We start from the raw sequence: 13,866 nt of genomic DNA on the forward strand, positions 1-13,866 counted from the left end.
AAATACCAAAAAGGCTTATCGGTAAAGGCATAAAGCCTTGTCTATGCTAAATCCCCCGTAAAGGTAACAATTCTAGGACTCGTTAAAAGCCAATGTAATCCTGGCAGGAACAGCATTTACTACAGTCTGTAATCCCATACAGGCAGCGCGGCAAACTCCCACCATTCTCTCAATCGCTTCCCTCGACTCTGCAGATTTAACAAAAACAACGGTTTCTACTCCTTCACAGACCCCCTTAGGTGGAATATCAGTACATTCCTGCATATTGTACACCTCAGCCTTAAAACGCATCTGTTGCTCAATCTTGACACTTTCAATATTCAGTTTGTTCTGATTAATGTAGATGCTGATATGACTGAGAAAACAAAAAGCAATACCTGCTGATAGGTAATCAAGTGGTGCCGGTGCGCTATCCGCACCACCAATAATGGTGCCTTCATCGCAGAGTAATTCAAAAGCACCACATCCCGGTACGTTCGCTTGTACAGTCGCAGTTTTCAGGTATCCCTCTTCCAAAGCTGCTTTAACCGAGAGGTTAACTTGAAAGTGAAAACTTCCCCGTTCTTTAAGTGGTGGATCCACTTGAATTTTGGATAACTTAGGAAGTGCCGTAACTTTTCTAACAATGGCTGCTTTCAAAGCATTTTGGCTATCGCTTTGCATATAGGACCTCCTGAAAATTTCTAAATCAATTAACCAGAAGTATCGCCCGAGTAAATCTCACTTGCCGAAAAACGAGAAAGCCCGGCATATGCCGGGCTTTCCAATCTGAATGACTAAAAAATCTAGTAAAAAACTATCAGATCTTCTTTATCGTGCCCTTGGGCAAAACAGCATGAACTGCTACTTTCTGGAACTTCAAAGACATATTGTCTGCAACTTCCAGCACGATGTAATCTTCGTCCACCTTGTCTACACGACCCAGCATACCGCTGCTCATCACGACTTCGTCACCCTTTTTCAGTGCACCAACCAACTCTTGATGCTCCTTCTGGCGCTTGCGCTGAGGACGGATGATAAAAAACCACATGAAAGCGAACAGGCCCGCAAACATCAACAGGGTGATCATGGGGTTACCCTGTGGCGCCGGTGCCGCTTGCTGTGCCATGGCGGAGGGGATAAAAAAGCTCATGCAAAACCTCAAAGAGTCAGCCTATAAAATTGCCGCCAACTCTAACGGGTTTCCCCTGTTGAGGCAACGGATTGGGCCGATCAACAAGAGACCGGCCTAACCAATTCGCACTCACTTAAAAGCGTTGACGCACCTGACGGCGATAACCAGTTGGCGACATACCGGTCCAGCGCTTGAAGGCACTGGTAAAGCTGGTCCGATCAGAAAAATCCAAAATCCTTGAAATTCCGTCAACACTCAGGGCGGTATCTTTGAGGAAGTGCACCGCGTGGCGGAAGCGCACGTGGTCACGCAGTGAGGCAAAGCTCAAGTTATGCTCCTGCAAACGACGCTGCAAAGTCCGGGTGGACATGCTTAAGTCGGAAGCAACGGGGCGAATAGCGAGAGAAGCCTTACCAATGCGCTGTTCGAGCACATCGATGACTCTGGCAGCAATGCCAAAGCTGGTAGCTTCCGGTGGGGCCAGCAGCTGGTCGAGAATATTCGGGTCGCCGGATATTCTGGCCTGCTGCAGGGATTTATCTTCAGAGAGCGAAGTCTGGTCGGGCTGAGTATGGTTCATCGAGCTGCTCCTTTTGAGTTCCGTGAGCCGCAGTTATTTTTCTATGTCCGCATCCAGCGAATCCCGGTTGCCCCTGCCCACACCAACACACCTACAACTTCGGCGGACTACTACTCGATGCGGGATGCACCAAAAACAGACATCGAATCCTTCACAGAGATGTACAATTTTTAAACTAACCGCTCCGGCAATACCCAAAGAGAAACACTCTCTCGCCGGCGCACCTTTCCTTTACATCTGCCAGTATAGACCAAGAATTGAGAATGCAAGGGACGACAGTGGTTTTTTTCATCTTATTGTGCCGCAGAAGACAAAATTGAATGGTCCCTGTACGCAATTTCAATGAAAACTCAAGGAAATTCGGGGGCCAGAGGCTACCCTACCCCCTTAGAAAGAGTTTGCAGAAGCTGTGTAACAGATAATCAATCCAGATTTTCAGCCACCCAGCCAAGCACATCATCACTGTGGGTCTTGGTTTTCACTTTGTCGATAACATGGCGTAAGCGTCCACTTTTGTCGATGATAAAAGTTGTCCGGATTAGCCCCATATACTCTTTGCCCATAAACTTCTTCAGCCCCCAGCAACCGTACTTGTCCGCAATCTTGTGATCCTCATCGGACAGGAGGTCGAAGTTCAGCTCATGTTTATCAATAAATCGCTGCAACTTAGCTTCTGGGTCTGGGCTCACACCGAGAACAACAGTGTCTAGCTCCTTAAACGCATCGGCACTATCCCGGATACCACAAGCCTGTGTTGTACAACCTGGGGTCAGTGCCTTTGGGTAGAAATAAAGCACAACATTGCTTTTTTCGCGGAAATCTTTCAGTGAAACCTTCTCTCCGCTTTGGTTTGTCAGTGTGAATGCCGGTGCCAAATTGCCAATTTTGGGAAAAGACATAAGAAATCCCCTGAAGTGTTGGTTTACGTTTTGGGGGGATTATAACGAAAAGTACTAACTGAAATGCCAAGAACTCCATCATTCAAAACTGGTGCAAGCGAAACTCCTTCTCCCTGCGCGCAAAAATGCCTATTTTCCTCAGCTTTTGCACTAACTCTGCCTTCTCTGCATCGGTCAAAAACTCACCTACCTCCAGGCATCCTTCTGGACCGCTAAAGGTCACCGAGGCAGGCTCAGCCGGACTGTTACCCATCCTCACCAGCAAGGCAAGATTTCCCCGTGAGAACTCCCGATGATAGACAGATTGCTGGCGGAACCCTTTACAACAATCGAACACAACCCGCTCATCGCTAATGCGGATTACTTCGCGACGGGTCCCTTCTAGGTAGACATAGGTGAATAAAACTGCAAGTAGTAAAATTTCCAACCCTGCAAATGGCAGGATCATCCAAGCCCCAGCAAAGGCAAAAGCCAAACTAATACCAAGGGAAACACCAACCAGGGAAAAGAACACCCAAAGATTTCCCGTTGCCGACAGGGATTGATTAGGCTGAAGAAGAATACAGGCGCATCGAGGGGCTTGGCGGCCGACTTCTGTGACCATGGCAAATACTTCCAGACAATACTTACCTAATCAGTGTAGTGCCGCCGCCATCAGCCCACACTCGTATAACGACCCGCCAGTATTCAGGCTACCCAATTCTATTTTAAATACCATTAGCAAAAGTCACTTTATTAAGCTGCGGCTAAAGGAACCCTAATCTAGCCTTTCTGAATAAGCCACTGTTGGCGGGATTGAAAAAATAAGAGGAAATGCCCTCACTTGGTATCGCTTACTTCTTACTTGAAATACGCAAACTTTTTTATCTGGACTAGCTGGCGATTTTATAGCTACAGCGAAGTCAATAAATCAGCGCCGAAGAGCCAAATAAAAAAGCCCGCACACCGGTGCGGGCTTTTTAGACGAACCGGCCATCAAGGCCGATCAATCGACAGGGTTAGGGCAGCAGGTGAGCGACTGCATCACGCTCTTCCGCCAACTCCTGCTCGGTTGCAGTCATCTTCTCACGGGAGAACTCATTGATCTCAACACCCTGTACGATTTCCCAATCCCCACCTTTGCAGGTGCAAGGGAAAGAGTAAATCAGGCCTTCCTGAATACCGTAGGAACCATCGCTGAATACAGCCATGCTGGTCCAGTCACCCTCAGCGGTGCCCAGGGCCCAATCGCGCATATGGTCGATAGCAGCATTGGCAGCAGAAGCCGCAGAGGAAGCACCACGCGCCTTGATGATAGCTGCACCACGCTGTTGAACCGTCGGGATGAAGTCGTTTTCGTACCACTCCTGCTCCACTTTATCCATCGCCGCAGCACCGGCAACCTTCACTTGGTGCAGGTCTGGGTACTGAGTGGAAGAGTGGTTGCCCCAAATGGTCATATGGGTAATGTCGTTAACGCTGGAATCAGTTTTATTCGCCAGCTGGGACAGAGCACGATTGTGATCCAGACGGGTCATCGCGGTGAAGTTACGCGGGTCCAGGTCTGGCGCATTGCGCTGAGCAATCAGGGCATTGGTATTAGCCGGGTTGCCAACAACCAGTACTTTTACGTTACGAGAAGCAACGTCGTTCAGGGCTTTACCCTGTGCAGAGAAGATAGCAGCGTTAGCTTCCAGCAGGTCTTTGCGCTCCATACCCGGTCCACGGGGACGCGCGCCGACCAGCAAAGCATAATCTGCATCTTTGAACGCAATAGTAGCGTCATCGGACTGAACGATACCCGCGAGCAGCGGGAAGGCGCAGTCTTCAAGCTCCATAGCAACGCCTTTCAGCGCTTCTAGTGCCGGGGTAATTTCCAGCAGCTGCAGAATAACTGGTTGATCTTTACCCAGCATCTCGCCGGAAGCGATGCGGAACAGCAGCGAATAGCTGATCTGACCGGCAGCGCCGGTAACAGCAACACGAACAGGTGCTTTCACGATAGTTCTCCTCGTTTGTAAGCGGCCGCATTATAGGGCCTCTTGAGCAAATTTCACCTCAAGCGGAGCAATTCCCAACTCAATTTGCCTAACAAAACTTTAATTTTTTATAAGAGACGCCAAAAAAAGGCTCAAGCCGAGGCAGTTTCCCGGTAACGTTGCTGCAAAATGCGATAAACCTGCTCGCTGTAATCTACTGCCGAGGCATCAAGCTCAGCAGCGATTTCCGCTAAGTGCTCATTGTCTTCACGTCCGCCCCAGTTCTTCACATAAGTTCCTTCTTTGTAACCGTTATCCTGGCGGAATCGATTGAGTACGTTCTTTCCTACATAACGTTGATACAGTTCAGTAAAAGGCATCTCTGTGTCGGCAAGAAGCTGCGCAAACCCTGGCAGATCGAATTGTTTACTTGCCAAGGTGCTCAAAGTAAAGGCCTCCAGGTCTTCACGAAAATCACCGGGCTCTCGCTGGCCAGCCTCTAATTCCCTCAGCATCTTTTCAGCAACTTGGGCCGGAGAGCCCTGTTGCAGCTCAAGGCTCAGGCCAAAATGCCAGATATCCACCAGCTCCAACTTTACCTGGTCAATATCCGGTTGCTGCTTTTTCCACCACTTCCAGCCGTAATGATCCAAGAGTTCCGCGCTTTCTACCCAGATCGCGCGATACCAGGCAAAATTTTGCGCACGCCAGTTTTTGTTAACAACGGTATTAATTTCGTCCTGCAGGGTCAGCATGACCTGCAATTGTTGCTTCATCATATAGGGAACTTCTAACTAGCCGGGCTTAGGCAGCCCGAGGAAATAATCGGAGAAAGTTTTCTGTAGTGATTTCAGCCAGCTGCTCGTATGAAATTCCGCGCAACTCAGCAATAAATTCGGCTACTTCTCGCACATATGCCGGGATATTGGGCTTGCCACGATAAGGGATCGGTGCAAGGTAGGGAGAATCTGTTTCCACCAACAGGCGATCGAGCGGCAGTTTGCGCGCAACATCGCGCAGATCCTCAGCATTTTTAAATGTCACAATACCGGAGAGGGAAATGTAATAGTTGAGATCTAATGCGGCCTTGGCCATCTCCCAGCTCTCAGTGAAGCAATGCAATACACCGGCTGTTTGTGGGTTTCCGTACTCTTGAATCAACTGAATTGTATCTTCACGAGCATCGCGTGTGTGCACAATAACCGGCAACCCCACCTGACCTGCGGCCTGCAAGTGAGCAATAAAGCTCTGCTGTTGGGTCTCTTTGGTGTCCGTACTGTAATAATAATCAAGACCAGTCTCCCCAAGTGCCACTACCTTGGGACGCTCAGCCATCGCGATCAGTTCGTCCACCCCAGCGAGACCGGATTCAACATCCAGCGGATGTATTCCAACAGAGCAAACAACATCCTCATATTTTGAGGCGATTTCTACGACGGCATCTGCATTTTCCAGACTGATACCAACACATAGGAATTTCCCAACTCCTCGGCTGCGTGCGAACTCCAAGACTGCATCCAGATCGCCATCAAATTTATCGAGTTTCAGTCTATCCAGGTGACAATGAGAATCTACGAGCATGTGAAAATTACAACGTGTGAGTAGGTCGACTGGATTCAAGGGTGCCAGCCAGGTAAGTTTCTATCTTGTTTTGTGCAATGTTGTCCTTGTCACCAAACTGAACGCCAATACCCGGCGTACGGTTTCCCTGGGCTCCATTAGGGGTTATCCAGATAACCTTGCCTGCCACCGGAATTTTTTCCGGCTCATCCATCAAGCTTAACAACAGGAATACTTCATCGCCGAGGCTGTAGGATTTATCCGTGCTGATAAACAAGCCACCATTTTTTACAAAGGGCATATAAGCGGCATAGAGAACCGACTTATCCTGGATTTTCAGCGATAGGATGCCGTTTCGGGCACCGCCTCCCATGGCTTTCATGCTCAACCTCAATGTTTTAAATGTTGCGCTAACTTATCTGAGCGTACTGTTTCTGTCCAGAACACTACACGTTCCCGGTAGAAAGAAGCTTAATGCCCCCGCGTGTGGTTACGGCTTTACATTTCTCATTAAGCAAAAAGCCTAGACCACCGTATCATCAACTCCTCCAGCAACAAGCGACGATTGGGATTCGCTCCACTCGCAAGCCCCTTACGCGCCTGAACGAGGTGATCGTAAAAACCAAACAGTGGGCGCAAACTGCCTTGCCCTATTCCTGGGAACCTCTGAAGAAGGGTCATAACCTGAGTATCGCCAGTGGAATCACAACTGCGCACCCTAGCCATTTGGGCAACCCACTGCTGCCAAAATTGAATAAGCTGGGCCAGATCTGCAGGCTCGGGCGGAGTCTCCCAGCGACCTGCAGCTGCCACAGCCCTTGCACTACCCTGAGCTAGGGCAATTAGCTCCCCCAGAAAGCGCTCCCGAACTTCCTCGCATTTTGGCTCGGCCAATTGCGCAGCCAATAATGGCGCCCCACCGGCCAACGCCAGGGCCTTGGTTGCCGCACCTTCCTTCAAACCATATCCATGCAGCCACTGCAATGCCATTTCTGCAGAAGGGGATGGAAAAGCAACAGCTTGGCAACGACTGCGAATTGTTGGCAGTAAACCTGCGGGAGAGTCACTGACCAGAAGGAAAATCACTGATGCCGCAGGCTCCTCCAGGTTTTTTAATAGCGCATTGGCCGCATTGATGTTCATAGCTTCCGCTGGCGCCAGCCATACCAAGCGCGCCCCCCCGCGCCCACTGGTGCGGGAGACAAAATCCCCCAGCTGGCGAATCTGTTCAACCTTAAGCGGACCGCCTACCTTTTCAGGCTCTACCCGAAGAAAATCCGGGTGCGACCCCGCCTGCCAAAGGTGGCAATCCTTGCAACTTCCACAGGCCTGCCCTTCTCTGGGCTGCTCGCACAATACCAGCGCAGAAAAAGCCTCAGCAAAAGCGCGTTTGCCAAGACCAGGCTGGCCACTCAGTAATAGGGCATGAGGGCATCGACCAGCGCGCCACTGGGTACCAAGCCGTTGCCACTGTTCCGTTTGCCAGGGTAGTAAAGAAGGAATAGGGGTATGTTCAGGTACTTCAGACACTGCCAATTGCCAAATTTGTAACTGGAAACTTCACCACACTAGTGGTGACCATATTTTAAAGCGTGCATCAAAGAAGCCGCTGTAACTCCTGCCCCAGCTGTTGCTGGACCTGCACTAAAGGTTGACTAGCATCGACAACGGCATAGCGCGAAGGGGCTGCCTGAGCACGTTCACGATAAGCTTCACGCACCCGGTGGAAGAAAGCCAGCTGCTCACTTTCAAACCGGTCGGCAGCTCCAGTACTGGCAGCGCGCTGTAAACCTATTTGCGGGTCCAAATCTAAAAGAAGCACCTTATCAGGCCGCAAATCTCCCTGCACATCATTTTCTAAGCGCTCGATTAGAGCCCTGTCAAGCGCTCGCCCCCCACCTTGGTAGGCATAAGTGGCATCAGTAAAGCGGTCACAAATCACCCAGTCACCCCGTTTCAAGGCCGGGATAATCACTTTCGCCAGATGTTGTGCTCGAGCGGCAAAAACCATAAGCAGCTCCGCCGTGGGATCAACAGCCTCGTCACGCTTAGCCAGTAGCAACTCCCGCAGCTGCTCAGCCAGGGGAGTGCCGCCTGGCTCACGGGTTTGAATAAATGGAATATTACGATCAGTTAACCACTGGGTAATAAACTGCAGGTTGGTAGACTTGCCAACCCCCTCCCCGCCTTCCAGGGTTATAAATTTTCCGCGCGACACTATTTCTAATTTCCTTTTGCCGGACTGGAGCGGTAATCCGCTCGTCTTTTCAGCTGATACTCCCGCACCGCACGGTTGTGCTCTGTCAGAGTGGCTGAGAAATGATGTGAACCATCCCCCTTACCTACAAAATACAGGCTTTTGCCGGGCTTTGGGTTCAGTGCGGCGCGGATAGCCGCGCGTCCCGGCAGTGCAATTGGCGTAGGGGGGAGCCCATTGATTACATAAGTATTATACGGGGTTGGCTGGCGAAGGTGTGCTCGGGTGAGGTTACCATCATAGTCTTCCCCCAGCCCATAAATTACGGTGGGATCGGTTTGCAAGCGCATGCCCATATTTAGGCGCCGCACAAAAACTCCGGCAATTTGACTTCGCTCGGAAGGCTGACCAGTTTCCTTTTCAATCAACGAAGCCATAATCAAGGCCTCATAGGGTGTTGCGTAAGGGAGGCCATCCTCTTTTGCCTGCCACTCTTCATCCAGCACGCGCTGCATACGTTCATACGCTTCGCGTAAAAGCTCAATATCTGTAGTCCCAGAGCGATATACATAGGTATCTGGGAAAATCCAACCTTCCTCAGCACCCTCTTTCAGGCCAAGAGCCCTGGCCGCGGCACTGACACTACTGCCAGCCTCAGATCTAACAACCCTCTGCCCCGAGCGAATCTTTTGCAGCGCCTGCCGGAAAGTCCACCCCTCGACTAAAGTAAGTCGATAAATGGTGACGTCACCCCGGTTTAACCGGGTAATTAAATCCACTGCCGTACTTCCGCTGGGTATCAGATACTCACCAGAGTGGATATCGGTTTTGCCCTCCCAATAGGCATAGGCAAGAATCAATCGCGGCCAGCTAATCACCCCGTCACTTTTCAATTTCCGCAAGGTTCCAGATAAGCTGCTACCTTTTTGCACTTGGAATTGCAGGCCCTTTTCTCCCACAGCCAGCGGAGACGCTAGGGCCATCTGTAACATCCACAGAGAGGCTCCGCCCAATAAGGCAACGAGGAGAAAACCACTAAACAGGATTTTCCAAAACTTGAAAGGAGAGCTTGTCCGCTTTTTCTTTACCACAATGTTTCCATGATCAAATGCTGCAACCCTCGAACACCAGCCCCGATCGGCCAACGTTGATGACCGATAATCTCGACAACCGGCAATACCCCGCGCACGCTGTTACACAATGCTACTTCATCAGCCCCGCTCAGATCCCGAATTTCTAAATCTCGCTCCTGCCACTGAATCTCACTGGATAACCAGTCCCGCATGACGCCCCGGACACCACAGCGATGCAAATCAGGCGTTATCCAGGTATTACCAAAGCGAGCCAGTAAATTACAACGCAAGCTCTCGATAACCCTGCCCTCACTATCTAACATCAGGCCATCGATACGCTCCCCGTCAGGAAGCTCAGATTTCGCCTTATTATATCGATTGCGACATAGAAGTTTGCTGCCTAAGTTCCTACTTTTTGAAAGCGGTAGATAGGTCTTACAGGGGTAAAGCCGAACTCCAAGTTCAGTCTCGGCAGTCAAATTTAGCGGCAACAAGGACAGATCCCAGCACCACTCACCACCAACCGAACCCAGCCGCAATCGGGCGATCGCCATTTTCTGGTTAAGCTGCTCAACCAACCGGGGTATGCACTGATCAATCTCTTTAAGAAGCAGCTCATCCAAACCAGCATTCCGGGCCAGGCGCTCTCGGTGTAGCGGCCACAGCGGCAACCTTCCGTTGTGACAGCGCATGGTTTCGAGGATTCCATCTTCGTAACTCTCATCAGCAGGCAAGCTCTGCACAGGTCGGCTTCTGAGAAAAAATTGTGGCAATTTGCACATATCAGGAAGGGAGTTGCCCGCCCAGAGGCGGGCAGACAGATCAGGTTCGCTTGAAGATTAATGAACCATTGGTGCCACCAAACCCAAAAGAGTTAGATAGTACCGAATTAATTACTCTAGGCTGGGCCTCCTGAGGCACTAGATTGATATTTTCACAAGCCTCGTCTGGGTCATACAAATTGATTGTTGGCGGCGCCATTTGATCGCGCAGAGCGAGGACAGAGAAAACTGCTTCAAGAGCTCCTGCAGCACCGAGAAGGTGGCCAGTCATAGACTTTGTAGAACTTACCGCCAGCTCTTCTAAAGAATCTGCAAAAACCTCACGAACAGCCTGAATTTCAGCCGTATCTCCCAATGGCGTAGAGGTGCCATGAGCATTGATATACTGGATATCAGCAGCATTCATACCGGCGTCATTAAGTGCATTCTGCATGGAGAGCGCAGCTCCAGCACCATCTTCTGGAGGCGAAGTCATGTGATGGGCATCGCCACTCATACCAAAGCCTGCAAGCTCTGCGTAAATCTTTGCGCCGCGGGCTTTCGCGTGCTCGTACTCCTCCAGGACAAGTACCGCGGCTCCCTCTCCCAGCACAAAACCATCTCGACTTTTATCCCAGGGGCGGCTGGCCGTCTTGGGGTCATCATTGCGCGTAGAGAGCGCTCTGGCCGCACAGAAACCACCGAGCCCAACAGGCGTAGTGACCATTTCGGCCCCGCCACACACCATAACATCCGCATCGCCATACTGAATGGTCCGCATACCCAATCCCAGAGCATGAGTGCCAGTAGTACAGGCTGTTGTGACAGCGAGATTTGGGCCCCGAAGACCAAATTTTATCGATAAATTGCCAGCGACCATATTGATGATGGCACCCGGCACAAAAAATGGTGACACTCGTCGGGGGCCCTTGTCGGCAATCAACAGGGCATTATCTTCAATAGCCAAAATGCCTCCCATACCGGAACCGATACAGGTCCCCATACGCGACGCATTCTCTTCATTAATTTCCAGACCGCTATCTTCCATCGCCTGGTTACCCGCAACCAGGCCATATTGCAAGAAAGTGTCCATCTTGCGCGCATCTTTTGCGGCTACATAAGGAGTCGGATCAAAATCTTTCACCATAGCGGCGAAGCGGGTTGAGAACGCCGAAACATCGAATGACTCTATTGGAGCAGCTCCACTGACGCCCTTTAGGATGCCAGACCAAGTCTCCTCTACGGTGTTACCCAGCGGGCTCACTGCGCCCATTCCGGTTACAACAACTCTTCTGTGCGACACTGCGGTCCCCCCGAAACTCTTACTGCCACTGCTCTCCCTTCAATCTACGTACGAAGGAATCAACACTAGAACAGCAGTCACAATTCCATAGTGCAAATATAAAGAGAGCCGCGCTATGTAACATAGAACGGCTCTCAGAAACGCTTGGCTACGCACAGTAATAAAACTGTTCGCGCCTAAACCACCCAGCAGGAATTAACCAAGGTTGTCCTTGATGTAATCAATTGCCAGCTGAACAGTTGTGATTTTCTCAGCTTCTTCATCGGGGATTTCGGTTTCGAATTCCTCTTCCAAAGCCATTACCAACTCAACTGTGTCGAGTGAGTCCGCGCCCAGATCTTCAACAAAAGAGGCTTCAGGCTTAACGTCTTCTTCCTTCACGCCCAGTTGTTCAGCAACGATCTTTTTAACGCGCTCTTCAATGCTGCTCATGATTCAATTTAACTCCTAGTGGGTAAAAATCTGTTTTAGTCGCTATTGTTATTTCGCCAATCCAATTAACAGCGATAACGACCGGCTCACACAGCTTTTGGATAATTCAGAGGCCATTGTACCCCAAGTTTTTAGGGTTGTAATGCACGGCTCTGCGGCACCATCAGCAAATACAAAAAACTTTTAAAAATCAATAGGTTATTGAAATATTTTCAACGTACCTCAGGCCATATACATGCCGCCATTGACATGTATCGTCTCCCCCGTGACATAAGCTCCGGCATCACTCGCCAGGAAGGCCACAACAGAGGCAATCTCTTCAGGCTGCCCCAAACGACCCAGAGGGATCTTACCAAGAAGCGCCTCGCGCTGCGCCTCAGGCAGCACTTTGGTCATATCGGTATCAATAAAACCCGGGGCGACCGTATTCACAGTAATGCCGCGAGAGCCGATCTCTGCAGCCAAAGACCGAGCAAAACCCGCTACTCCAGCCTTGGTGGCCGCGTAATTGCTCTGACCCGCGTTGCCCATGCTACCCACCACGGAGCTGATATTGATGATACGCCCCCAGCGCGCCCGAGTCATATCTCTGAGGCAAGCTTTTGTCATACGGTAGACAGCGGATAAGTTTGTCTCGATCACCGAGTCCCACTCATCATCTTTCATGCGCATGAGCAAGTTGTCTTTTGTGATTCCCGCGTTATTAACCAAAATGGTCGGCGCCGCAAAATCATTTTTCACTACTTCTAGCAGCCCAGCGATACTATCCGCACTGGTGACATCAAGTACCATACCTGCGCCATTGAAGCCCTGCTCGGCGAAACGCGCACTAATTTTTTCGGCACCGCCAGCACTAGTGGCAGTACCAATGACCACTGCACCTTGGCTGCCCAACATATCCGCAATTGCTGCACCTATGCCGCGACTGGCACCAGTGACCAAGGCAACTTTGCCCTCAAGGGAGGTCTTCAGACTCATACTTGCTTTATCCTTATTTGACCATTGCCATCGTGCCTGAGCAACTCAGGCAGCTGTAGATCTCAGCGCCTCATTAAAGCTGCTGGGAGTGTCTATACCGTGACAAACGGCACTCCGATCAATACGTTTAATGAGACCAGCCAGCACCTTACCCGGACCACACTCGACCAGCTGGGAAGCACCATCGTTTATCAGCTTTTGCGCACAGGCAGTCCAGCGAACCGGACTATATATCTGCTCAATCATCAAAGCCTTGATCTTCGCAGGATCAGATTCAGTTTCGGCATGCACGTTGTGTACAACAGGGATTTGCGGGGCACTGAATTCCGCCGCCTCGATCTGCGGGGCGAGCTTCTCCGCTGCCGGACGCATTAACTCAGTATGAAATGGCGCACTCACCGGCAAAGGCATGGCACGCTTTGCACCGGCCGCCTTACAGGCATCTATCGCCCTTTCCACAGCAGCACTATTGCCTGCAATTACGATCTGGCCCGGAGAGTTGTAGTTCACCGCAGCCACCACTTCACCTTGAGCGGCTTTAGCACAGAGCTCTCCCACCACATCATCATCAAGCCCAATCACTGCGGCCATAGCTCCTGTACCCACGGGTACAGCTTCCTGCATCAGGCGGCCACGTTCACGAACCAGGTGGACAGCATCTTTAAAAGCCAGGACACCGGAACACACCAATGCCGACCACTCCCCAAGACTATGCCCTGCCATGCGAGCGGGCACCGCACCACCACGAGCGCGCCAATGGCGATAGAGAGCAACACTGGAGGCTAAAAGAAGAGGTTGTGTACGCTGGGTAAGATTGATTGCTTCCTGCTCACCATTTTGACAGAGATCCCAGAGGTCATATCCCAGAACTTCTGAGGCTTCAGCAAAGGTGGATTGGATTTCAGGGGCCTCCTGAGCAATTTCGGAGAGCATGCCGATCTTTTGAGATCCCTGCCCCGGAAAGACGAATGCAAGCGCGGCATTGGTCATAAGATATCCTTAAACCTGTTT

The 13,866-nt window shown here is 50.8% G+C and carries 18 protein-coding genes; 1 reads left to right on the plus strand and 17 read right to left on the minus strand.

Annotated features, from left to right (window positions below; translation table 11 throughout):
- Nucleotides 1–72: 72 nt before the first annotated feature.
- From ACJJJA_RS13230 to ACJJJA_RS13240, 3 genes are all read right to left on the minus strand, one after another.
- Nucleotides 73–663: an OsmC-related (seleno)protein gene (locus ACJJJA_RS13230; RefSeq protein WP_444904918.1), complete on the minus strand. Its 591-nt coding sequence runs from the start codon at nucleotides 661–663 to the stop codon at nucleotides 73–75.
- Nucleotides 664–799: 136 nt separating this feature from the next.
- A complete protein-coding gene (gene yajC, locus ACJJJA_RS13235; protein ID WP_020415218.1) occupies nucleotides 800–1,132 on the minus strand; it encodes a preprotein translocase subunit YajC in 333 nt (110 codons plus the stop codon).
- A gap of 115 nt (nucleotides 1,133–1,247) precedes the next feature.
- Nucleotides 1,248–1,694: a helix-turn-helix domain-containing protein gene (locus ACJJJA_RS13240; RefSeq protein ID WP_020415217.1), complete on the minus strand. Its 447-nt coding sequence runs from the start codon at nucleotides 1,692–1,694 to the stop codon at nucleotides 1,248–1,250.
- Here ACJJJA_RS13240 and ACJJJA_RS13245 point away from each other — a divergent pair.
- Nucleotides 1,686–1,868: a hypothetical protein gene (locus ACJJJA_RS13245; protein ID WP_252081826.1), complete on the plus strand. Its 183-nt coding sequence runs from the start codon at nucleotides 1,686–1,688 to the stop codon at nucleotides 1,866–1,868. The genes ACJJJA_RS13240 and ACJJJA_RS13245 overlap by 9 nt on opposite strands.
- 248 nt (nucleotides 1,869–2,116) lie before the next feature.
- On the opposite strand, the gene bcp is transcribed toward ACJJJA_RS13245, so the two are convergent.
- The 14 genes from bcp to fabD all read right to left on the minus strand — a co-directional run bounded on the left by bcp (nucleotide 2,117) and on the right by fabD (nucleotide 13,845).
- On the minus strand, nucleotides 2,117–2,593 hold the full coding sequence (bcp, locus tag ACJJJA_RS13250) for a thioredoxin-dependent thiol peroxidase (protein WP_252081827.1): 477 nt from the start codon (nucleotides 2,591–2,593) through the stop codon (nucleotides 2,117–2,119).
- A gap of 82 nt (nucleotides 2,594–2,675) precedes the next feature.
- Nucleotides 2,676–3,197, minus strand: coding sequence for a DUF2244 domain-containing protein (locus tag ACJJJA_RS13255; RefSeq protein WP_444886357.1), 522 nt, complete (start codon nucleotides 3,195–3,197; stop codon nucleotides 2,676–2,678).
- A gap of 394 nt (nucleotides 3,198–3,591) precedes the next feature.
- Nucleotides 3,592–4,572 (minus strand): malate dehydrogenase, encoded by a 981-nt coding sequence (locus tag ACJJJA_RS13260; protein WP_444890161.1) that lies wholly within the window; start codon nucleotides 4,570–4,572, stop codon nucleotides 3,592–3,594.
- 131 nt (nucleotides 4,573–4,703) lie between these two features.
- Nucleotides 4,704–5,327, minus strand: a complete 624-nt coding sequence (locus ACJJJA_RS13265; protein WP_444905244.1) for a dUTP diphosphatase — start codon at nucleotides 5,325–5,327, stop codon at nucleotides 4,704–4,706.
- A gap of 28 nt (nucleotides 5,328–5,355) precedes the next feature.
- Complete coding sequence (locus tag ACJJJA_RS13270) at nucleotides 5,356–6,132, minus strand: TatD family hydrolase (RefSeq protein WP_444884694.1); 777 nt, start codon at nucleotides 6,130–6,132, stop codon at nucleotides 5,356–5,358.
- Nucleotides 6,133–6,139: 7 nt separating this feature from the next.
- Nucleotides 6,140–6,493, minus strand: a complete 354-nt coding sequence (locus ACJJJA_RS13275) for a PilZ domain-containing protein (protein WP_020415211.1) — start codon at nucleotides 6,491–6,493, stop codon at nucleotides 6,140–6,142.
- A 128-nt stretch (nucleotides 6,494–6,621) separates the two neighbouring features.
- On the minus strand, nucleotides 6,622–7,641 hold the full coding sequence (locus ACJJJA_RS13280) for a DNA polymerase III subunit delta' (protein WP_444904919.1): 1,020 nt from the start codon (nucleotides 7,639–7,641) through the stop codon (nucleotides 6,622–6,624).
- Between the two features lie 67 nt (nucleotides 7,642–7,708).
- Nucleotides 7,709–8,329, minus strand: coding sequence for a dTMP kinase (gene tmk, locus ACJJJA_RS13285; RefSeq protein WP_444904920.1), 621 nt, complete (start codon nucleotides 8,327–8,329; stop codon nucleotides 7,709–7,711).
- Between the two features lie 5 nt (nucleotides 8,330–8,334).
- Nucleotides 8,335–9,399: an endolytic transglycosylase MltG gene (mltG, locus tag ACJJJA_RS13290; RefSeq protein WP_286036962.1), complete on the minus strand. Its 1,065-nt coding sequence runs from the start codon at nucleotides 9,397–9,399 to the stop codon at nucleotides 8,335–8,337.
- A complete protein-coding gene (locus ACJJJA_RS13295) occupies nucleotides 9,393–10,124 on the minus strand; it encodes an aminotransferase class IV (protein WP_444904921.1) in 732 nt (243 codons plus the stop codon). The genes mltG and ACJJJA_RS13295 overlap by 7 nt, the downstream gene beginning before the upstream one ends.
- A gap of 79 nt (nucleotides 10,125–10,203) precedes the next feature.
- Nucleotides 10,204–11,445 (minus strand): beta-ketoacyl-ACP synthase II, encoded by a 1,242-nt coding sequence (fabF, locus tag ACJJJA_RS13300; RefSeq protein ID WP_252081834.1) that lies wholly within the window; start codon nucleotides 11,443–11,445, stop codon nucleotides 10,204–10,206.
- Nucleotides 11,446–11,640: 195 nt separating this feature from the next.
- Nucleotides 11,641–11,877, minus strand: a complete 237-nt coding sequence (gene acpP, locus ACJJJA_RS13305) for an acyl carrier protein (RefSeq protein WP_152453358.1) — start codon at nucleotides 11,875–11,877, stop codon at nucleotides 11,641–11,643.
- A gap of 222 nt (nucleotides 11,878–12,099) precedes the next feature.
- On the minus strand, nucleotides 12,100–12,855 hold the full coding sequence (gene fabG, locus ACJJJA_RS13310; protein WP_444884691.1) for a 3-oxoacyl-ACP reductase FabG: 756 nt from the start codon (nucleotides 12,853–12,855) through the stop codon (nucleotides 12,100–12,102).
- Between the two features lie 45 nt (nucleotides 12,856–12,900).
- Nucleotides 12,901–13,845, minus strand: a complete 945-nt coding sequence (gene fabD, locus ACJJJA_RS13315) for an ACP S-malonyltransferase (protein WP_252081836.1) — start codon at nucleotides 13,843–13,845, stop codon at nucleotides 12,901–12,903.
- Nucleotides 13,846–13,866 lie beyond the last annotated feature (21 nt).

The sequence above is a fragment of the Microbulbifer mixtoriginis (SeqCode) genome, assembly GCF_052466865.1.